General features: G+C 44.3%; 15 protein-coding genes. 4 read left to right on the forward strand and 11 right to left on the reverse strand.

Going from position 1 to position 23,210, the window contains the following annotated elements; all coding sequences use genetic code 11:
* Positions 1-21: 21 nt before the first annotated feature.
* The 3 genes from ABR189_RS29430 to ABR189_RS29440 are packed head-to-tail and all read right to left on the reverse strand — an operon-like array spanning position 22 to position 5,741.
* Complete coding sequence (locus ABR189_RS29430) at positions 22-3,357, reverse strand: hypothetical protein (protein ID WP_354664112.1); 3,336 nt, start codon at positions 3,355-3,357, stop codon at positions 22-24.
* A gap of 20 nt (positions 3,358-3,377) precedes the next feature.
* Positions 3,378-4,283, reverse strand: coding sequence for a hypothetical protein (locus ABR189_RS29435; protein WP_354664113.1), 906 nt, complete (start codon positions 4,281-4,283; stop codon positions 3,378-3,380).
* 36 nt (positions 4,284-4,319) lie between these two features.
* On the reverse strand, positions 4,320-5,741 hold the full coding sequence (locus tag ABR189_RS29440) for a hypothetical protein (RefSeq protein ID WP_354664114.1): 1,422 nt from the start codon (positions 5,739-5,741) through the stop codon (positions 4,320-4,322).
* 343 nt (positions 5,742-6,084) lie between these two features.
* Between ABR189_RS29440 and ABR189_RS29445 the strand changes: the two genes are divergently transcribed.
* The 3 genes from ABR189_RS29445 (at position 6,085) to ABR189_RS29455 (ending at position 8,036) form a co-directional block, all read left to right on the forward strand.
* Positions 6,085-6,384 carry an HTH domain-containing protein gene (locus ABR189_RS29445; RefSeq protein WP_354664115.1) on the forward strand — a complete coding sequence of 100 codons (300 nt, stop codon included), beginning with the start codon at positions 6,085-6,087 and terminating at the stop codon, positions 6,382-6,384.
* 373 nt (positions 6,385-6,757) lie between these two features.
* The gene (locus tag ABR189_RS29450; protein ID WP_354664116.1) at positions 6,758-7,087 is read left to right on the forward strand and encodes a hypothetical protein; all 330 of its coding nucleotides are present in this window, start codon (positions 6,758-6,760) and stop codon (positions 7,085-7,087) included.
* 205 nt (positions 7,088-7,292) lie between these two features.
* On the forward strand, positions 7,293-8,036 hold the full coding sequence (locus tag ABR189_RS29455) for a LytR/AlgR family response regulator transcription factor (protein WP_354664117.1): 744 nt from the start codon (positions 7,293-7,295) through the stop codon (positions 8,034-8,036).
* Positions 8,037-8,054: 18 nt separating this feature from the next.
* On the opposite strand, the gene ABR189_RS29460 is transcribed toward ABR189_RS29455, so the two are convergent.
* The 8 genes from ABR189_RS29460 to ABR189_RS29495 all read right to left on the reverse strand — a co-directional run bounded on the left by ABR189_RS29460 (position 8,055) and on the right by ABR189_RS29495 (position 21,209).
* Positions 8,055-8,741 (reverse strand): AcvB/VirJ family lysyl-phosphatidylglycerol hydrolase, encoded by a 687-nt coding sequence (locus tag ABR189_RS29460; protein WP_354664119.1) that lies wholly within the window; start codon positions 8,739-8,741, stop codon positions 8,055-8,057.
* A gap of 62 nt (positions 8,742-8,803) precedes the next feature.
* Positions 8,804-11,368, reverse strand: a complete 2,565-nt coding sequence (locus tag ABR189_RS29465) for a phosphatidylglycerol lysyltransferase domain-containing protein (protein WP_354664120.1) — start codon at positions 11,366-11,368, stop codon at positions 8,804-8,806.
* A 139-nt stretch (positions 11,369-11,507) separates the two neighbouring features.
* Positions 11,508-13,088 carry a T9SS type A sorting domain-containing protein gene (locus ABR189_RS29470; RefSeq protein WP_354664121.1) on the reverse strand — a complete coding sequence of 527 codons (1,581 nt, stop codon included), beginning with the start codon at positions 13,086-13,088 and terminating at the stop codon, positions 11,508-11,510.
* A 61-nt stretch (positions 13,089-13,149) separates the two neighbouring features.
* The gene (locus ABR189_RS29475) at positions 13,150-14,070 is read right to left on the reverse strand and encodes a phage tail-like protein (protein ID WP_354664122.1); all 921 of its coding nucleotides are present in this window, start codon (positions 14,068-14,070) and stop codon (positions 13,150-13,152) included.
* 81 nt (positions 14,071-14,151) lie between these two features.
* Positions 14,152-15,393, reverse strand: a complete 1,242-nt coding sequence (locus tag ABR189_RS29480) for a phage tail-like protein (protein ID WP_354664123.1) — start codon at positions 15,391-15,393, stop codon at positions 14,152-14,154.
* A 348-nt stretch (positions 15,394-15,741) separates the two neighbouring features.
* Positions 15,742-16,179, reverse strand: a complete 438-nt coding sequence (locus ABR189_RS29485; protein WP_354664124.1) for a universal stress protein — start codon at positions 16,177-16,179, stop codon at positions 15,742-15,744.
* A gap of 66 nt (positions 16,180-16,245) precedes the next feature.
* Positions 16,246-18,423 (reverse strand): carbohydrate binding family 9 domain-containing protein, encoded by a 2,178-nt coding sequence (locus ABR189_RS29490; protein WP_354664125.1) that lies wholly within the window; start codon positions 18,421-18,423, stop codon positions 16,246-16,248.
* 164 nt (positions 18,424-18,587) lie between these two features.
* Positions 18,588-21,209, reverse strand: coding sequence for a beta-N-acetylhexosaminidase (locus tag ABR189_RS29495; protein ID WP_354664126.1), 2,622 nt, complete (start codon positions 21,207-21,209; stop codon positions 18,588-18,590).
* Positions 21,210-21,500: 291 nt separating this feature from the next.
* Between ABR189_RS29495 and ABR189_RS29500 the strand changes: the two genes are divergently transcribed.
* Positions 21,501-23,084 (forward strand): FMN-binding glutamate synthase family protein, encoded by a 1,584-nt coding sequence (locus ABR189_RS29500; protein WP_354664127.1) that lies wholly within the window; start codon positions 21,501-21,503, stop codon positions 23,082-23,084.
* Positions 23,085-23,210 lie beyond the last annotated feature (126 nt).

Raw genomic sequence — 23,210 nt, forward strand, 5'->3', positions numbered from 1 at the left:
TCTTTATCAAATGGTTAATGATTATCTGGTAATTGGTTGTTGATATTGTAGATCAAATTGTTTCAGCACATTCCCATTTTGATCTCTAATGACCTTTAAACGGCCATGGCTATCATATTCATAATAAGAAAGCTGATTTTTCATATCACATTGACTGGTCATGCCTACCAACGGAGAATAAGTAAAGGTGGTCATTTGGCTCATGGCCGGATATAATCGTAACTCATCCACCAGTCCGCTTCCTGTGATTTTAACTGCCGACATCCCGCTTATCTGATGTTCATAATAAGTCCATCCACTACTATTCGTAATACCTCGCAGTACTGTACCCTGCGTACCTGTAATACTATAAGGAGCACTGTTCTTTGTCCAATAAGTTAATTTATACACATTGGCAGTTGCCAGGCCTGTTTTAGTAATACCAGTAGCTCCTGCATTGCTTAAATTAAAGGCCTTTTTACCGGTTAATGCAACCGACCCGTCTCTGATAGCAGATGGCACTACCCAGTTACCATTATTATCTGCCTCAAAACTTGTATAGGCAATGTCATTATTGATAGCATTTTTCACTTCTGCTACTGGATAGATATTCGCGTAATCCCATAAATAAGTGAGCTGCATATCTCTTTCCTTAGATTGCTCAAGAATATTTCCAAAAGCGTCATACTTCTGGAAACTTGCTACCGTTTCCATAGGATTATTGCCAAGTTTAACATTTTGGCGGATAGGCATAATAAGATCGCCGGTCCATAGTTTAAAGTCTGTTCTTGTTTTGTACAGTAGGGTAGTGTTCTTATAGTTTTCCTCTTCTATAGGAATATTCAAAATATTTTTCTGTTCGAGTTGCCTGATCCCAAGAGAATCCTGGCTGGTTAAGGCGGGATTAGCTATTGCCAAAATATCCTGTGGATACCTTATTTTTTTTATAATACTGTCATTTATAGAACCAGCATCCCCTTTTGAAATATCCTCCCTTATACTAGTGGCCAATAAATGGGCATTATTATCATAGGTAAACACCTGGGTACGAATAACGGGATTAAGCCCTCCATCGTATTCTTTCGTTTGTTGCTGGATGGGTTTATAAATAATCGAGCGATGGGTAAAACTCACTACTTTATACTTACCATCAAAATAGAGATCATTAGGGTCTGTTTCCTTTCCAAGATAATTAATAGCAGTACCTTCTATTCCTTGTCCACTCCCCCCGAAGCATCTCTCTCCCCATTCTCTTTGTTCAGACATTGGATTCCAAGAGTATGTAGGCAGACAAGTCTGCGAATAATTTGCGGCCTCATTATAATTCCCAATCCTGACTACTCCTAAACCTGCTTTATAACCTCCAGCCACTACTGGATTTTCAAACATTTTGTATGTATAATTTTCTTCGTTCACAAGACGATACTGATTACCAGACCTTGCGTAAATAGCCTTTCGCTCTGGTAATCCCCTCAGATGCCCCTGATTAACATCTCTCTTATATGGACTCTCCAACAAATCATCACTCCATGCAAACGACTTAAAATAATACTCTGTTTTTCCATTATCCACTCCTGCTTCATTTTGCAAATATTCTGTAGTTTTCAAATACATTACAGCACTGCCATTAAAAAGATTCAGATCATTAACAGGATGTGAAAACAAGTTATACTGCGTATGAGTCGCTCTTACAGATGAACTGAGCGCGTACATATAATCCTGCCCAAGTACCATTTTAGGAACGGTTGCAACCCTATCACCCTGCATATCATTACCATACTCATATATTTTTCGTTGTAAAAGCTTCTTTGCTCCATCATAATAATTGATACTATCTATTCTAATTCCACCTCCAAAACGAATCGTATAAGAACTGCCATTGTACTCCCAATATTCATGTGATGAATACCCATATTCATATATTCCACCTGTAGCTGTGATAATTGATCTGAGTGTACCTGTTATAGCATGATCAAAATTAGGCGTCCGGTTCGCAAGGGAGATTGTTTGCGATCCCGTTTCCCAAACAGGAATATTGTAATATTCCCTGTTCTCCTTACGTTTAACAGTCATATCATTTCCCGACAAAAAAACTGGGGAATTGAGCGCGCGTGCCAACAAGGTCCTATTATTACTACCATTAAAGTATCCCCAATAATCTAATGATTTAGTATCAGGCCGTGGGAACTGGTATTTTTCATGGTATGTAAATCTATATATATTCACAAGGCTATCATTACGATCATAAAAACTTAATGATACCAACTTATCTCTGTTGGCAGTAAGCGTATCATAAGAAAAGACTATCCTTCGCAAATATTTATCTGTGATATCATTGGAAAATACTTTTATGGTGTCTATTCTTCCATGAGGTGAAATGAAATCAATATATCCATTGGGGAAAGTAATCTTCGAAAGCGCTTTAGGTCCACTTCTCTTAATTTCTGTTTTAGATAATATGGGTTCTTGGGGAGTATAAGTTGATGAACAATTCAAAGAATTGCCTGAAAAATAACACATAGATGCTACAGGTAAGGATTCATTATAGCTAATCTGTGTTCCTCCAAGAGATGATCCATCATATGAAAAAACGATCGAATCTTTTGAGCTTGGGGAAATAATTTTGTTGAGGCTATACTTTGACCAATATGTCTGTTCCGATTGGCTATCATATGTATTAACAAACTTCATCGAATCCCTGCTACTTATCTTCTCCTTCTTATAAAATTCCCATTGTCTTGTTTCTGTTTTCTCATGTTCAAAATAAAAATAATTTCTACCCCCACCATCAGTAATCCTATATCCATTTCCTGTCAATCCAACTTTAATAAGAGGATCGTAAGGAAAAACCAGGTAGCTTCCATTGTCTGCTCTTAAAAATTTCCCGCCACCACCTGGATAACTGAAATAATAGACATCTGGCTCTATATCATATTTTCCATCAACCATACCTTGCACCTTCGCCAATTCGCTTGCGCTGCCACCTTGCAAACTAGTCCAATCCACCGGGCTGGCAGAGGAACCTGAAACTGAGCCATTGACCTCCCGGTTAATTTCTCCCCCCACATTTAACACCCATCCCACACCTACAGGTGCATTCTCTGGATCAGTAGGTTTAACTCCTGTTGCATTGTAAGTCAGCGTTATCGGTACTACCAGATCTTTGCTCTTCACTTCATAAATAGGTATCGCAATATTCAATGTACCGGTAGCGTAATCCACCCCGTCAAGCGTAGCCCCTGTAGCAAGGTTAACAGGTGTTGAAGGGCTTGCTGGGATAACGGTAGTTATTTTATTAAAACTGATCTGCGCATAAATAACTTTGCTAAAAAAAAGTAGCATTATTATCAGGAAAGAATGTCTAATCATTTTCTTCATATAGAACAGCTGTTTATTAATTAGGGTTTAATGGTGATCATCTTTCTTAATTCAATTATTTCTCTTTTCATTTCTTCCCTCTCTTTTCTTTCTGCTATCAGATACAACGTCAGCTCCTCCACTTTCTGTAACAGCTTCCTGTTCATCTCGCCGAGGTCTAAACCATCTGCTGCCACCTCTTTTGCAGAAGGGATATCCGGCAAATGCCTATTTGCTGTGATAAACCGTTCTACTTCCTGTAAAGAAGGAAGCTGATAATCAGGATGGAATACAAAATCGGCCCAGGTTTCCTGTGTCACCTTAACTTTTCTCGCTGCAATCGTCCCTGCCACAGCCAGTTTATAAGCTCCGGGAGCAGTTGTGCCTATCCCCACATTCCCATCAGGTCTGAATACCATCCAGGGGGCATTATGCACAGAGGTGGTACTATTACCACCGATATACGCATAATGCATAGTCCCTGCATTGGCATACACGCCCATTGACAGCATTTTTGTCAGAGAGTCATAACTGATACTATACTCTCTGGCCCAGCTTTCATTCAATTTCATGTCAATGTTAACTCCCCAGGGATAGGCAGTTGGGTTGGTTAGTTTAATACTTCCTCCATGTACATGCAACCTGGCGATGGCATTTGATGTTCCAATACCCACATTCCCTCCATTAGTTTGAATCAAGGTATTAGTAGTAGTTCTATATCCCAGATAAAGAGCACCGGATTTAACATTCAGCTCATTGGAAGTTAGGGACAAGCCCGTTGGAGATGCAACAGACAATCCATTAACAGCTGCAGGAATAACTACAGGACCTAAAAACTGCGCGTTCGTCAAAACGGTTAATTTATTAGCAACCACGCTATCCTGCGCATAGGAGAAATAGCCATTGAGCAATAACAGGCAGGCAAGGGAAATAGGCTTAAATAACATATGGATAAATAGATTTAAATATGATAACAATGCAGGTTAAAAATTATATCCCAGCCGGAATTTTATAGGGTCTGTCCGGGGTACATGCTGGTTATATAAAAAGTCATAGAGTAATATCATATTCCCTTTGACTTTACTACTGATTTTATACTTTTTGCTGATCCCTATCAGCGCGCTGCCTGTCCACTTATCAAATTGTTTTAACTGGCTCACGTCGCCGAAGGGGGTATTATAGTTTTGTTCAAAACCACCATTGATGAAGAAGGTGCCTTTCAGTTTCCAGTCTATGAAACTGCGCAATCCCACCCCCTGACTATTGAAACGGATATTATCAAAGCCGGTACCCATACCTAATTTATAGGCGGCTCCCAGGCCCGCACTACCATTCTTGTGAAATTTGTAGCCCACCTGTCCGGCTATATCGCTGGTAGTAGGAAAAAATTGGCTGCTCCGCTGAAACTGAATGTTGCCTCCAAACTCCAACCGTTGTATTAAACTTTTGGTTTTCATTTCATTAGGCTTAAAATCGGGCATCTCTGCGGCATTATCCAGGTCCGGGAATTGTTTTTTCAGCTGGTCAAACTGACTACGGGCTGCCTCCATTTGCTGGCTTACGGCAGCACGGGCATCAGGCCCACCGCCCCCCATTCGCTGCTGTATCAGTTGCTCTACCTGGGCACGCGTTTGCAACCCCTCCAAGTTAGGTGTACCTGCAGCTCCTCCGGGTATATTAAATAGTCCCGCAAGCCGGGAATTCTTTTGCATAAAATCCTGAAAAGCAGGCACTTTCCTGATCAACTCCAATGCCTTGGCCTCCGCCTTTTTCTTGTCCTTGAATACAGCTTTGTACTCATTAAGCTGCTGGGCATAATAATAGGCTTCCTTATTAAGCCGCTGCAGGTCTTTTGTAAAACCTGCATATCCTGCCAACTGTGCTTTTAGCTGTTGGCGGCGCTCCCGGATAAAGGCCTTCACCTGTTCCGCCTGCTGCAATTTACTTTGCAATTGCTGTACACTTTGCATGGAGCCATTCAGCTTCTCTTTTACCCCTTTTGTTTTCCCCAGCAAGTCTTTGGATTCTTTCAGAAACCCGAGGGAGCTTTGTAAAGTATCCAGGTAACCGGAATAATTACCGGACAATGCCTGTTCATATTTACCTGTCTTTTGCTTGATCTTATTTTTCAGACTACCCAAAGAATCGATGGAGTTGGTAAAGATATTTTTGGCAGCCAGCGAGTCCATTTTTGCCAATTTGGACTGCATCCGCTTTTCCTCCCTGGCAAAACGGCTCAACGCTTTTTGTGTCCGCTTTTCTACCTGCCGCTCCAGCTTTTTTGATTTTTGCTGTACCTGGGAATAGTATTTGACCGGTACTTCCCGGGCCTTACGCAGGGTACTATCCTGTGCCATACTGCACAGTGCACATAACAAACAAAAAAACATCAAGGATAAACGCATACAGGTAAGGGTTGTCACATTATTTTTACGGGTTGAACAATATCACAGCATCAAGGTAGTAAATAGTTTTTATATTTTTTACAGATAAAACAGCCGGGGCATCTATGGGGGTTTTTGGCGCATTATGACTTCCTGCAATTATACCGCAGTAAATTATCTTATTTTGCAATTACTATTTTAACCGGTACTTTATTTAAACCCTCAAAATCCGTTAATATGAACATGAAAACCTGTCAAGGGGCATATGAGTATTAATCGTTTTAGTAATCAACTAATTAATCTTTTTTTTGCTGCTATGCACTAAAAAATGTATATTCCGTTACCCGTCAACCCCCTATGCCATATGCCCAAGCGTTATTTTGAGCGACTACAGACAGTTGATCATCTGATCAAAATCAAAGGAACAGGCAAACCTGCTCAGTTAGCCAAAAGACTCCGTATTTCAGAACGTACCTTATACGAGTTTCTGAAGATGATGAAAGATTTAGGTGCGCCTATCGAGTACGACCGTTATAAGGAAACTTATTATTACGGTGAAAAAGGAGGCTTTAATATCCGGTTTATTAAAAACCTGGTATCAGAAGGTATCTTACTGCTGCTGCTTGCAGGATGCTATTACTGGTTTCCGGAACTAGCCGGATAACCATTATGTTTTTACGGCCATACCATATCTCTTTATTGCACCCGCTCCTGTCCCCAGGACCACGGGGTTTAGGTTGTTTGCCCTGCCATTTCTCCCTTGATCGTTAACTTGAAGTTAATGTATCCGGTTCCTATTCCCATTCACTTAAAACATCGTAATATTACACCCTATGATTGGATAAGTAGGATATACTCCAAAACTCAACCTACTATTTATGAAGAACTTATCACCCCTATTACAATGTACACGCTTAATAAAGTACTGTATTGTATGCCTTGATAAACAAAAACATAGCACATAGTATTTCCAATAGCCTGGCTTTAAGTATATCGCATTTACCGCCGTTTCATCCATCAAAATTATTAAGATCTATATGAATGATCTGTCTGCTTTCAATGAATCTAATCAACCGCCTGCCCAGAGCACGCTATCTGCTACTTTAAAAAAACTCAATAAAACATTATTGCAGCTCATGGAAAATGAAGATGCGCTGCAAACGTCAAAGCTGAGAGAATTAAGAGATTATCAAAGAATCACCAACAACATGGATGTACCCACCGCTACTCAAACCAATGTATATGTTAAGTTAATACTGGAAGAAATCGAAACTTACCGCCCATTTAAAATTATGCAGGATGCCTCCTTTAAAAAGACTACCCTGATTGATGATGACTGCTATATGAACCTCCCCGCAAGGAACTAAAACAACAACCAGACAAAAGGCAGGATATCATTAATAACCGGATACATTTCTCATAACGCGGTTTAGATTAGATTTTAATGGTAATAACAGGCGGGTTTCTATCTAGTTACCTGCTATCCTTTAATTACTCAGTGCAAGCAAACAACCTTATTGTCCAACAAGCAAAATAACCACGAAAATCCCTGTCAAAAACAATTATCAATTTATGACCTCTAGTCTTCCTTCAGGCAGCAAATTAAAATTGAATTGTATTATCATCGGTGATAACCCTCCCGGTATGCCCAACCTGGACCAGTATGCAAGCCAGACGCCTTTTATATTCCTGGCCAACCGTTACGCTTCTGTAGCGGATGCCTATGTCATGCTCAGCACAGAACTCATTCATGTAGTGCTGCTGGGGCAGAACGTACCAGAAACAGAAGAATTTTTCCTGATGGACACCCGCCTCGAAAATACATTGCCATTTCTCATCCTCTCCTATCCCGACAACAGCTCCCAACCCTTTACCATTTACTCCATGGACTTATTACAAGCTCCTTTTACTTTTGAAAGATTTCTGGAGGTAGCACAAAGAGTATATAACCTCATCTACCAACATGCAACAGATGTTCCTCCTAAAAAATATGATGATCATTTTATGATTGCCTGCGAGGATAATCAGGATGAAAAAATCTATTACGATCAACTGCAGGTGGTAGAAGTATTAAATGATTTTATACACCTGCATACCCTTCAGCAAATTCACACGACCCAGGTAACACTCGACTGGATCACCGCTCAATTACCAGCTTCCCTGTTTATGCGGGTGCATAGCTGGTATATTATCAACTTTAACTTTGTGACGGAAGTAAGCAAAGAATATGTGATGCTGGGGCATATAAAAGTGCCTATTATGGCTAATGTAAGTGCAGAAGTGGCTAAACGCTTTAAAAGAATGCATGGCTATTAACAGCTACTGCCACCAGTATTATTCATGCTTTCCCGACAATATTTCCACGATCTTTCCCACTACCCCCGCTGCATCATCCCCATAGGTATGCCCCCCGGGCAGAACCAGGTGCTTATAACCGCGGATCGTTAATGCTGCCAGGCTGAAATCTTTTTCCTGCTCCCCGAAGATCAGTAACAACGGGGTATGTATGATGCGGTTCAAAGCTTCTGCCACACTCATCCCCTTATTACCAGACATACCCATCATGCTGGAGAGATGTACTTCCATATCTGTAAATTGAGAGGGAGATAATAAAACCAGTTGCTGCACCTTTGCTTTCATTTCTTCCGGTAAAGCATTATAAACAAAAGGCATTACATCTGCGCCCATAGAATATCCTACCAATATCACCTCCGGCCCCAGATGCCACTGGGCCTGGTATTGCCGGATCAACACAGTAATATCGGCTGCCGCCTTTTCCGGCGCCTTTCTGGTCCAGAAGTACTTGAGGGCATTGAGGGCTACTACGGGATAATTATGGTCCTGAAAGGCAGTCACCACTTTCGTGGAAAACTGCTTCATCCCGCCATCTCCCGTAATATATAAGATCAAAGGTTGCTGACTGCCAGCAGCTGGCCTGGCTACTACCGGCAATGCGGTTTGTGCTACCAGCTGCTGACTGGCCACCAGGAATACACAGGCTGTTAAAAGTGTCCGTACCATTTTGTTGTAGTGCGCTTTTTTATAAAACAATAATCCTGAAGATATATTGTACACCGGGACCATCATGGCTGCATTACCTTATTCAATGCACCGGGTAACTGCAGCAGGTCAAAATCATGCTCATATACCAGATACTTATTTGTCCACATAGTGGCATACTTATCTTTAAACTCCCGTAACCCTTTATAATGCCGGAAATGTTTCAGCTTTTCATAAGCAAACTTCACCACTTTTTCTGCCGTGTTTTGCGGTTGTATAATTCCCGACATAGGTACCAAACCCAGATTAAGGTATTGCATTCCCTTTTCCTGCGCATGCTGTACCAATGCAATGATCAATGCATCCATACACCCACCGGGCGCATCTGTCCTTTTCCGGATAAGGTCATAGGTACATTCCCCTGGGGCATAGCTGGGTATGATATTTAAAAAAGCAACCACCTTGTTTGTTGCGTCTGTAACTGTAATCACATCCTGCTGCCGGATCATGTCCTCATCAAACCAACCCTGCGAAAAGGTCATTTCTTTCACTTCATACTGTTCCAGCCATTCTGCAGAAACCGATTTTAGTGCCGCCAGCATAGCAGCCGATTGGGGAGCAGGATGCAAAGTGGTAACATATCCCTTATTCATCAAGCTGTTTAACCCATTGCGCAAAGACTTCTTATCCTTACCACTCAGGGTAAAAGTGCGCAGGTCCATAATCGCTTCCTGCCCTATCAGTACCGTTTTCTTTTTAAGCAGATTAAAGTAATAGGTACTGTCTTCTGCTACCCGGTAAAAAGCTGGCTTTAATCCCATCTTCCGGCATTGCTGATCAAATTCCTGTAATAATGCCAGCTTATTCTCCTCGCTGCAAACAGGCTCCTCCAGCACTATCGCAAAACCATTGGCTATCCGGTAAGCGATAAATCCCTCATAAGCATCTGATATGAATAATAACTTATCTGCTCCCATTTTAAAATAATCCATCGCAGAATCACCATACTGACTCAGGTAAAACCGTGCTTTCTCCCACGCACTATTGGATTGCCGGGTTACATGAAGATAGGGGCGTATGATCGTATAAAATAAAAAAGCCCAGGCACTCACTCCCAGAAAATGAATCACCGACATAAACTCTTTTCCGAAACGTGTTATCGGCAATAACCCATCATCTTCCAGTAATAAAAAACCATGCAGCGCATGACGCAGGGACTGTATCCAGGTAAACTCCATCCCAAAGTGCCGTACATTCAGAAAATAAAAACCTATTGTCCCAAATATCAGTACCACCATAAAAGTGGCCAGTGCTGTCACGATACCAATATTCATCAGCTGAGGATTGCCTTTTACCCGGTACTGACCGGCAGTAATCAACAGGATAATACAGGTAATCAATGCCAGGGATGCTTCTTCATAATCTAATGCTTTACTGATATGACCAAAAGCGGAAAGCAAGGATACCAGCAAGGCTACTACCCAGGCACTGCGCAATCCCCTGAACAGAAAGGTAGCCGTTACCAGCAGCACAAGCCCCGAAAATACCACCAGCAAATTAGACGCATGTATGGAAGTACCAGGTATATAAGCCCTCAATAAATGCATACGGCTGGACAAAGGCGGGGTAAGTACAGAGAACATGTTGACCAGCCCCAGTAAAAAAATAAGCACCGGCGGCACCAATCGCAGTACGAGGTTACGTCCTTTTAATCCAAAGGCCAGCAACCCTCCGATCAGCGGTAACCAGAATTCAAATAGCCGGAACAAAAGCGTGATTTCCAATGCTTCCAGGGTAGTAAAACCATAGCCGGTCAGCAAATAGGCCAGCGACAGCTCTATAGCACCCAATCCGCGTAAAAAAGGAGAGATGATCAGAAAAATGGTGGCTACGATATACCCCACACAAGCCGCTTCCAGGGAAGGGTGTACCCCTACGGCCAACATGCTGATATATAAATGCGCAACGCCTGCTATTTCTATACACACTGATGCCAGTACCGTTTTTACAAAAGCACCTCCTGCAAGCTGGAAACTGAACAGTTCATCGACCTGTAAAGCTACCCTCGGAAAATATTTTACCAATTGCCGGTAAGCCAGCCCCCTGGTTTGCATAGAACGTACCATCCACACTACCGCCAGCAATAATATGCTGATTACAATCAGCCCCCATATTGCATCTTTCATCGCGGCTGCGTGCAGCATAGCATATACCACTACCGGAATCCCTACTACAAACACAGATAAAATGCCAACAAAACCGTAGATGCCCGACGCCTGATGCACTTGTTGTTTATTCACCTGCGTACGGCGTATATTTTCCGGCAGATAAGCCAGGGAACTAATGCCGCCGGCAGGCAGGAAAACAGATAATAAATTGCGTTTCAGGAATAATTCGGCCGACTTACCCAATCCCAGCTTTCCACCCACGGCACTGAAACTGTACACATACATCAGCGCCTGCAATAAAATATAGACAGCAGTAACAAAGATACCTATCCATACCCAGCTACGGTCGGCCTTCCTGATAGCAGGGAGCAGGGAAGATAATTCATGCCGTTGCGACCTGAAAAAATAAATAGCCAGCAACAGGAACAATATGGCCAGCAATTCTTTCCAGTGAAGTTTTTTTATAAATCCAGCATTCATAAACTTAATTTTCGCAGGCATAATGGTTATTACAGGTAATGGTTAACCATCAAAGCTAAAGCCATATTTATGGGTAAAACGCAGCCTGACAGTATTTTAAGGGGATTTTAAGGCCAACCGGACACCGCTGCTGCCTTCATCAGTTTTGAATAACAATGATCTTTTCTGCATGTATGATATTATTCGATTCATCCAGGAACTGAAGGAAATACACCCCTTTAGCCAGGTTAGGTACTGTCATCTCGTAATAATTCCGGGCTTGTAATGGCTGACTTAATGTTTGTGTCAGCAAACGGCGGCCAAGTACATCTATAAGACCAATCGCTTTTATATGAACGGCTGCACCATAATAGATATGTATGGTATTTCCTGCCAGTGGATTAGGCCATACTACCACATCGCCCCTTGTCCGGGTACCTTTTACCACTCTTATCTGACTGTAAAAGAAAGTACCATCTTTCATCTCTACCTTCAGCCTGTAAAAGATAAATCCTTCACTGCGTTGCGGATCTTTATAATCATATCCCAACGGAATACTGCTATATCCTCCGGGTGCAGTACTGCGCACATAACCAATTGCAGTAAAGCCGGTATCTGCCGGAAATCTTCTTTGCACTGTAAATCCTGCACAGTTATTTTCCTTGCCGGTAATCCATTTTAACAACACAGTGTCTTCCGATGTTCGGTAAGCCTCAAAAAAATCAAGCCGGGTTGCTTCAGGGCTGCGTACTTTATCAGCTATCAGCTTAGTGAAGTAATGGTTGCTGCCCAGGTCATTTACCTGCCGGACATTCATGGCTCCCTCAGCGAGCGGGGTACCTGTTGTAAGCGTATTAGGTGATACCGGCGTACCATGTTCCTGAATAAGGTCCCAGGCGCCGTTATTAAACCGGGCAATATAACTGCTGTTACGATTTGCAGCAAACAAAGGACCTTCCTCTCTCACCAAATGTGCCAACGTTAATGTAATGCTGCTGCCCGGCTGGCTGCTGCCTGTTTCCCAGGTTTTATTCACACTTCCGGTGATGAGCGAATCCCCTGTTGTAAGCCCTGCCAATACACCATCGGAAACCCCTACGTTAAAAGTAGCTGGTTGTCCGTTGTTATGAACTCCTGCGGGGGTGTAGCTGTCCGGACGGGTACCCACAGGAAACACAACAGTACCACTGGCGCCGGTAATGTTGCTCCGGTATAAACGTCCGCCACCAAATGCGCCACCGGTAACAATAAAGTGTTGGCCGGAATAATGCAGGATATTGCCGGGAGTATGATGCCCCACTACCAGATTCCAGCCATTCAGGAAAACATGCCCTTCCTGCAGGTCCAGGGTATTCACCACCTTCAGGTCACTTAAATCGTCCAGCACGATACCAGGGCCGGATTCAACCCTGATATTCGGGAAGCTGCAGCCCCGCTGTGCAGCAGCATTATACCCTCCCTTTATAAGCTGATAGAGGATATTCCCGCTGACCGGATCAGGCTGTATAAAACGAAAGATGCCGCCATCTCCGCTATACCCATCACTGCTGCCATCTTTAATAGTAGCGGCCTCATCATTACGCCACTTTAAGCCGTAGAAGTTGATCACCGCTCCTTTTGGCGCAGTCATGTTCCCCTCGTTGATCATGTCTCCGAAAATAGCGAGGGTGTCATTCCCGTAAATATATACGTTTCCGTTAGCAGGCACATAGGTAGTAGATTGTGCATACAAAAGCTGCACACTGACAGTGAGTAAAAGAAGGAGTGATATGGAATGTTTATAGCGGATAAGTACACTTTTATTAATACCCAATAATCGTAACAGCAATACGCGTAGTAGTACGGTTATCTACAGCGATTTGCCCAATTGTCAATCCAAGTAAGCTAAGCAGCGTTTGCGTGCTTTTTCCCACGATCAGGGAAACACTGGTATTGGTGTAAGACGCTACTGCTACAACAGGCATATCTGTTGAATTAGTTCCTCCAATCGCGGTTGCATTTACATTTAATACTTTGGTGAATATTCCTGCCGGAATGGACACTACTGGTAACCCGGTAGCAATATTGGTAATGGTATCCGCCCATATTACCATCGTGTTATTCACCAATCCTGATTTGTTATAAAGCACCGGCGCAGCTGCTGTCCGTACTACTACGCCCTGCGCATCCACCCCTAACCCTCCCGCGCCGGCAGTAACCGGGGAAGTGCTTGTCAGGTTTTCTATCCTCACACCCGACTGGTTAGCTGTAGTGCTCTTAATGTGCAGGGTAGTAGAGGCAGCGGATGTACCTATACCCAGGTTACCTCCTGCCAGTAAGCGCATCCGTTCTACATTGTTTGTGATTACAGGCAGATCAGCATTACTGGTAGTGCCAAAATTTTGGGCAGGACTTACCGCATTCCCCCCATAGTTCCAGGAATTAGCCGTTACAGCAGTGATATCTATCAGCCTGCGCCAGAAACCGCCTTTGCGGATAAGCAGGGTTTTATCCACCGTAAAATAAATGAGCATCCCATCCGGTGCTGTATTTAGCGGAGCGGCTGTGGTGTCCGACACACGGGTTAATAACAGCCCCTGTTTAGTACTCTCCAGCTCTAATACGGAGGCCTTGTTAATTCCCGAGGGGTTAACCCCCAGCTTTAGCTGTTGCGCAAATGCTGGCAATAACCATAACAGGAGCCCTGTTATCAGCAAACACTTTTTGAAATAAAATTTGCACATGGAACCATTGATTATAATAACTAATTACAATACCGCTCATTACAGCAAGAGGGCTGTAATGAGTACACTTCCATGATTGTTTTATTTCTTGATCACATACCAGTCAGTACCATCTGTCTGAAGCGTTACAAAGGTCCAGTCGTTATAAATAACATAATTGTTGCCACCATCTATAGTACCGGAAGAAGGGGTAATCATAATGGCATTATCAATACCACCGTTACCTACTTTCTTGATGGTATATATCCTGCCAGCAATGGTGGAAGTAGCTGGTAAAGAGATGGTAAACCCACTGGTGGAAGCATCCGCCAGTATGGTATTATCCGCTACGGAAGCATTATAGGCCGCGTTTACTTTGGTAATATTGGTAGACATGGAGCCATTCAGTTGCAGGGTGGAATTTCCTTTGGTCCCTTCTGCCACACCTATGCCCAGGGTGTCCCGGATATTTTTAGCTCCCCCAAATGTTTGGGCGGCGGTAGATATACCACCGGGAGTACTGGCAGAAGCCGCATGGAGGGTCAGTGTACTGTTGTTAATACTGATCCCGTTGGGATTGGCAGTGTTATCAAATAATGTATGCAGGATCTGAAAACGGGCAGAAGAATCAAATCTTAGCCAGTCTTTCTGGGAAAGCAGCCCGCGGGAAGTAATACTGGTTCCTGTCTGGGTAGGAATATTAAAAGTATGTTTTCCACTGGCAGAGGAAATGGTAAAATCAACTGTTACCGCACTATCCACAGCAAAGGTCTGAACAGAATCTCTTAGCCCGTTCAGGGAAGTAATGGCAGTACTGAAAGCAGTGGCTGCAATCTGCCGCTGCAGCAGATTGCCGGTGGCGGGATCAATTACCAGCACCTGTACCTGGTCTGTACCCGCAGGAATAGTACCCGGAGCAACTTTAATGCTTCCTCCTGCCGTGATCCTTACCCTTTCTACATTATTGGTTTTCAACAACAGCGCCTGCTGATCGATAGTACCCAGGAAGTTTTTGGTGGAGTCCAGTCCGGTGTTTCCGTTAATATTCCAATTGCCGGTGTTGGATACACTATCTGCCGACATCCGCTGCCACAGGTTATGCTTACGGATAAACAGGCTGGCAGAGTCCACCACATAAATGATCATCCCATCAGGGGCCGTATTTAATGGGGACAGGTTCAGATTACTGCCGGGTATGCGGGGTAATAAAAGCCCCTGCCGGGTGCTTTCTAACTCCAGGATAGATGATTTGTTGATCTGGCTGGGATTGGATCCGATTTTCAATTGTGCAAATGCAGTGCTGCCAGCTAAAAGCAGCATAAGGGAAAGTAACGCGTTTTTCATAAGTCTTTTTTTATTGGATGTAGAATAATGATACAGCCCCTCAGGAAAGGGCGATGGTTGATGCTTTGGTGTTATACGGCATAAAAACTAACTAACAAGTACTCAGTGACATCAGCATTTAAAGCGTAATAATAGGATTCTGATAGCATGAAAACATTGTTCTGGTGAAGTAACCAAAATGGGGCAATGGGGGGCTTAAAGCGCGGTTATTTTATTGTACTCGCTGTAAATTTAAGGGATTCCTGCATGTAATCGCTCACATCTTTGTTGGACCCGCAAATTCAGTGGCATCCACCGGTTTTTAACCGGGAATAACCTGCAGGCAGCTATTCCCGGTCGGCTTATATTTTAATGTTTTCCTTTGTTAAAAGGCACTACCAATACGGGTATTGTGGAGTGACGAATGATGTATTCTGCGGTACTGCCCATTAGCATGTGCTCCAGGCCAGTGCGGCCACGGGTACCTATTACCAGCATCTCTGCCCCCTTTTCCCGTGCTGATGCCAGTGTATCCTCCTTTGGACGGCCCAGCATCACTTCTGCCTTTATATCCACACCGGCATGCTCCCGGGTAAAGTCCTTCATCCGCTCTTCTGCGAGGCGAAGCCGCTCTTCCCAGTCATCTATAAATGCGGGACCTGCTTCCGGCAAGGCTACGCCCAGCGACTGCTCCACAATTGTCAGCAAGGTAACCGGCAATTGTAACTTGCGGGCCAGCTCAACGCCTGCGTTAACTACATCTACAGAAAATGGGCTGAGATCTATCGCAATCATTATTCCTGACATATCCTTAAGTTTTTAGGTTCCAAACGCTTTTCAGTACACTTCAAAGGTAAGTATCCTCCGGCTTTTTTAGAGGTTTAACCAATATACCAGTTTAAGTACCAATGCCCTGTTCTTTACAAAGAATGGTTCGGGCAGGTAGTTATCCGTGTATACGATAAACAGATCGGAAGCAGGCCGATAACGCCATTGGAACCTGGTATTGAGGTTAATATTTTTTTGCTGTTCATTATACTGCATGAACCCGGTAAAGAACAGCGTATTGGTCATGGTTACATCCAGCCGGGGCCCCACCAGCCAGAAAGAAGTATTTCTCCAGGGTTGGGGAAGATCAATATTATTGTATACTGCAGTCATGGCAATGCTTACATAAGGCTGGAAACGGTATCCCAGTTCACTGCTGGCCATAAAACGTTTTCCATCTGCATAATAGCCTCCATAACGGGTAGAGAAAGCATAAGTGAATAAACTCTGCGGCATGGATACATAATCCGCTCCTACGGTGCTCCAGCTATGTTCCGTACCTACGGCCAGACTGTCTTTTCCGGTATTGGTGGGATCAAAACGCTGCAACAGCTTTATATAAGTATTGGAAGACCATAAAGTTAAGGTGTTCCTTTTACGGAATACAAAAGCATAGGACAACTGTGTTTCATTGTCTGTCCGTTTCATATGCTCATCAAAGAAATTGGTGGACATTATCTGCGGACCATGACTCAGAATATTACCGCTTTTAGGAAAGAACAGTCGTGTTACCTGCGGTGCCATTTTAATATACCCGGTACGTGGCACATATCCCACCTCTGCATTATAATTACGGCCTACATATTCATGCTGCCAGCCAATGTTCCAGGTACGGCTGGTATACTGCAGATTAGCCGCATGTGCAATGTCCTTACCGGTTTTATCAGGGCTGAACGATTTCAGCACCAGTGCCTTGCCCGTCCAGAAGTTGTTGGAGGATGCCAGGTTATATTCCACTCCCATGTTACGGTTGTACCTGGAATAGATAGGTACATCAGGTACTTTGCCCGGTTCATAATTCAATGATTCTTTGTTGATAAACAGGAATCCGATATTAGAGCGGGAAAACACCCGGCGTTGTAAGGCTGCTACGGTAAAGTTTTGTGCAGGCAATCCGGTCTCTTCCTGTTTGCCGGTTTGCATATTCATCAACCCCATACGCCAATCTTTGTTCAGCTTTCCGCTCAGGCGGGCGCCAAAGTGAATGGGTACCCCCAGCCCAATACGCCGGGAAAAGAAAGGCCGCAGGGTAGCATAACCGAAATTGGTAAACTGGTCTCCGTTTTCCAGGAAGAACTGCCGCTTTTCCGGGAAAAACAGTTCAAACCTGTCCAGGTTAGTAACCTGCTTATCCACATCTACCTGGGAAAAATCCGGGTTTACTGTAAGGTCCAGGTTAAGGGAAGAAGTAACCGCTACTTTGGCGTCCATACCTACATCACGGCGCCACTTGGGGGATGAGTTGGCTATATAATCCTTCGCTACCCCACCCAATGCATATGGGATCAGGGAGATATTGGGGCCCGCATCCGGAGGAGGCGCATCCCATTCCAGGATACCGGTATAAGCCAGGGAAGCGCTGGGAAACTGGCGTGGCACCGGTGCCCAACTTGACTTCTCGGTTGTTCTCAGGTCATTCCTGCCAAAGTTAACTCCCCATTGACGGATGCCCTTTTTATAACGGATGCTTTTAAACGGGATCACCGCCTCAAATACCCATTTATCATCGTAGTTTTTTACTACAGAATGCCATTTATTATCCCAGCTCAGGTCTACTTTTCCACCATCATACATCAGGCCATCCCATTGCGCTCCTGCAGCATTGGCCCCAAAAGCAAATCCATTGGTCTGGTCATCAAAAGGATCCATGAACATGAGGAAGTTATCATTCTTCAGGAAAGCAAAATCACGGCGCAGCGATTCCACCATATAACCTTTGGCAGGGATATAGTTTTCTACCAGCAGGTAAATGTTCTTATCATCATAGGCCATGCGCACCGTAGTACGTAAATTGGCATAACTGGTATCCATGGGCAGGATCATGTAAAAATCGGATCCCATCTCTGCATCTGCCCAGGCTTGTTCATCCATTACACCATCGATCTTGATCGCACTGGTAGCTCTCTTAATATGTAATTTATAGGATGCATTCTTTTTTTGGGCCAGCAGTGGTAAACTAATCAGGCAACAACAAAGTAAAAGTAAACGTGGTATAATCTGCACAATTAAAAGTTTCCGGGTTTAGCGGGCCAATATACAAATTGACATCAGAAAAGGAAGAGATTAAATGATGAGCGCGCACCGGCCGGTATGCCACTAATAAAGCGGGGCTGCACCAGTTGGTACAGCCCCGCTTTATTTTAATATTTGTGTTTATAGCAACGCTGCTATTTCAGATTATTTGTTTTAAGTTCTGTAACAGGTACCGCCTTCACCTCCACACTACGGCTGCTTCTGCCGCGTACATCAAATACTTTCAGCTTTACCTTACCAGTAACTGGTACAGGTCCTGTGTATGCTTTACTCTTCAGGGAAGGCTCCTTCCCGTCTGTAGTATAGCGGATAACAAAACCTGGCAGTTGCACGTTAGCTTTCAGTACCCCGTTTTCTATTACCGCCCCTGCTGTAGGGATGCGGTAGTTGTATCCACCATTCATATAAGCCAGTCGGGGCAGCTCCCGTTTGCCCAACACATTGGCAAATATGCTCCAGGCTTCTTCATACATTTTTTCTGACTTCGCCGCGTCTTTCTCGGTAGCCCAGGCAGGATCCTGTGCCCACGCACGCTCTGCCAGCCCCAGCAATTTAGGCAGGATCATATACTCCATCCGCTGGGGATTGTTCACCGTTTCACTCCACAGCAGCCCTTGTATACCAATGGTATTAGAAGCACCATAAGCAGTCAGCCTGTCTTTACCCACAAACAGTTCTGGGGTAACGGGATTGCCGGTGGCATCCACTTTGGAATTCTTATAATAATCTAATGGAATAAAATAAAAAGGCTTGTCTACATCTACAAAACCTCCCCAGTAAAATCCGGGTTCATCAAATGACTTCATATAAGCCATATCAAAATAGAAGTTGCTGACACCAGATAGTACCACTTTATAACCGGCATTAGCCATGCGATAGGCCAGGTCTTCCGCCCCACCGCCAATTACATTATTCCACACATTTATCTGGAAGTTATCGTTTACAAAGTCCGGGTTGGGAATACTTGCATTTTCACCGTTGATCTTTGTTTTACGCATGCCGGCCTCTTCCCAGCCTGCCAGCTGTATACCTTTGGCCTTTAGCATAGTATGCAACTTGCGGTAGTAGTAATACCACAGGTCATTTACATTTTCAATGCTTTTATCTTTCTCCATCAGCGCCAGGCAGGCAGGAGATTTTTCCCAGGCCCCTCCAGGTACTTCATCACCACCCATATGTACGGTAGTCAGCTCAATACCGGCCTCTTTATACATCTGCTGCATTTCATCCACCACTTTATCCATAAAGCGGTATACAGAAGGGAGGGCTACGTTCATCACGTTATCATTCCAGTATTGTACGGAGCGGTACTCGGATTTATCTGCTGCTTCGGAAAGTACATATTCTTCCGCGGCTTCCTTATTACCAGCCTTCATCAGCCTGTTGTAACGGGCATCCATTGATTTTACTGCTGCACGGGCATGGCCTGGGCTTTCTATTTCCGGTATTACACGTATGTGCCTGGCCGTTGCATACTTTAATATTTCGATAAAATCCTGGCGGGTATAATATCCGGTACCGGCATTGTTCGCCGTGTCCGGACCGGAGCCATAAGATGGCGGCAGGCACAGGTCAGGGTCTGTGCTATGACCCCGTTTGCCTCCTACCTGCGTCAGTTCGGGCAGGGAAGGAATTTCCAGGCGCCAGCCTTCATCATCATTGAGATGAAAATGCAGTACGTTCAGTTTGTACGTAGCCATCACATCCAGCAATCGCAGGATATCACGCTTGCTGTGAAAGTTGCGCGCCACATCTATCATAAAAGCACGATAGCCAAAACGGGGTGCATCCTTCACCTGCAAGGCCGGCATGCTGATAGACTTTTGCACGCCGGCCCAGGCAACAGGTGTTATGAGGGAATTCAAGGATTGTATAGCGTAAAAAGCACCTTCATTGCTGCTGGCACTTATAGTAATATTTTGTGAGGTAATTTCCAGTTCGTAGGCAGGAGCAGCCAGTGCGGCGTCTACCTTAAAGCGGATCGCACTGTTGCCGCTATTGTCAATGGCCGGGCGTTTGCCCAAAAACCGCGCCAGCTCTCCCGCCAGGTAATCGGCTGATTGCTGCAGCGCTGCATCCGTTGAAATACCCGCAGCACTGGTCAGGGTAAATGTACCGGTACCAGCCTGATAAGATACCGGGCTGGGGAAAATCGGAGGCAATGATGCCGCCGGAATATCCCGGGTAGTTTTATTCTGGTTGTAAATATCTACAGGGGTAATCAGCCCTGTCTTATCTCCGGGAAAACGCAGGTATTGTTTGGGTTGAGTAGATGGCCGGATGCTGTAATTGGTAATGGAATAACCTTTCTCTGGCTGCTGGTCCCATACCATATACAATCCCGAAGGCGCATCTGTAAAGTTGACCGCCCAGGCATCCCCTACCAGCTCTACTCGCAGGGAATCGCCGGGAGCTACCCCTGCAAAGTCTGCCGCCGGTACCAGCTTGTAAAGATCGCCATTGATATGCGACACTTCCAGGTTTCCTTTTACCCGACCAGGATTTACAGAACGGATAAAGTTAAAATATAACTGCCATCCCTTTGCCGGCAGCGCTGTACGTCCCGTATTTACAAAAGTGAGTGCACTCAGAAATTCCGTTTTACCCTGATGATTATTTTCTACTACTTCCCAGGTAGTTCTTAGTTGTGCAGCGTTATAGGGCACGCTTGTTTCCTGGGCACTTACAGACAGGGCCATACACATCAGCCAACAGCCTATTGTTAATTTTTTACTGAAATAAAGGATGCTCCTCATTAATTAAAAGTTGCTAGGGTATTGAAAATGAATACTATACTGAAATTATAAACAACAAAACAATTGACATTTCCCGTTATCTGACTCCGTGTTCAACGTATAAAACAACTACAACGATACGACATAGTTTCTTTGATCATAACGGGGTGGGATACTGCTACAAACATCTGCGGGCGTAAGTTAATTATATTTTTGTGGAGTTGGTAATATTTGGAAGGAGAACCACAAAATATTGTAGGGTTTATAGTGTCATAAGTTAATTCCTTAACTTTAAATATCAAATCTGAAGCTATGGTTAAAGCATTTATCGCATTTTCATGTGTCAGTATTCTATTGATTGCGGGGTTAGGCTTGTTGTTTCCCTGGGTATGGTGGTTATACATCCTGGTACTGCCGGTAGTTATTATGGGATTCCTGGATATGATGCAAACCAAACATGCCATTATCCGCAACTATCCGGTAGTAGGACGTATGCGTTACTGGATGGAAGCATTAAGACCCAAAATTTACCAATACTTTGTAGAAAGCGATATAGATGGCAGTCCGGTAAACCGGGTAGACCGCTCTACCATTTACCAGCGGGCCAAACGGGAGCTGAACAGCCAGCCTTTTGGCACCCAGTTTAACGTATATGCGGAAGGGTATGAATGGATGGCACATTCCATACAACCAAGAGCATTTGAAAAGATGAATAAAGATCCCCGGGTACAGATAGGCGGACGGGATTGCAAACAACCTTATGCTGCCAGCATCCTAAATGTGTCGGCGATGAGTTATGGATCACTCAGCCCCAATGCTGTAGAAGCATTGAATGGCGGTGCCAAAATTGGCAACTTTGCACATAACACCGGTGAGGGAGGGATCAGTGAATACCATTTAAAGCAGGGCGGAGATATCATCTGGCAGATAGGTACCGGCTATTTTGGCTGCCGGGATGAGGCCGGTAATTTCTCTGATACGTTGTTTGCCGAAAAAAGTGCCCTGCCACAGGTCAAAATGATTGAGCTCAAGCTTTCCCAGGGAGCCAAGCCTGGTCATGGCGGTATCTTACCTGCAGCCAAGAACACAGCAGAAATTGCCGCTATCAGACACGTCACACCACATACGACGGTATTTTCTCCACCATATCATAGTGCTTTCAATACCCCCAAAGAGATGATGCAGTTTATTGCCCATCTGCGCCATCTTTCCGGTGGCAAACCAATAGGTTTTAAACTTTGTATAGGTCAGAAAAGGGAGTTCTATGCAGTATGTAAGGCCATGATCGAAACCAATTGCTATCCGGATTTTATCACCATTGATGGTGGTGAAGGCGGAACAGGTGCAGCACCACCGGAGTTTTCCAATTCAGTAGGCATGCCGCTGATGGATGCACTTTCTTTTGTACATGACACCTTAACAGGGTTTGATATCCGTCATCATATTAAGCTGATTGCTTCCGGCAAAGTACTGACCGGTTACCATATTCTCCGTGCCATTGCACTGGGGGCAGATACCTGCAACAGTGCACGTGCCATGATGATGGCCATCGGATGTATACAGGCGCTGGTGTGCAATACCAACAAATGCCCTACGGGCGTAGCCACACAGGATAAATGGCTGGCTGCAGGGCTGGTGGTGGAGGATAAAAAACACCGGGTAGCCAATTACCATCGTGACACGATAGAGAGTGCAGTGGAGCTGACTGCCGCCGCAGGGCTGACAGATCCGCACCAGGTAACCCGCCAGCATATTTTCCGCCGTATTTTTATGAACCAGGTACGCAGCTTTGAAGAAATATATCCCAGCACTTCACAAGGTTACCTGCTGGACGGACAAATGCCTGAAAACTTAAAGAAAGAAATAACTGCGGTGAGCACCAGCAGCTGGAATTAATACTTATCATGTTGATGATCTCCTTGCGGTAAACATGACCATAAACGAATAATACGTAATTTCGCGCCTTGCGGAACTGGCCATGCTATCAAAAACCAGCGTATACCTGAGTACCATGTAGCTTCA

The sequence above is a fragment of the Chitinophaga sp. H8 genome, from assembly GCF_040567655.1.
GTDB lineage: Bacteria > Bacteroidota > Bacteroidia > Chitinophagales > Chitinophagaceae > Chitinophaga > Chitinophaga defluvii.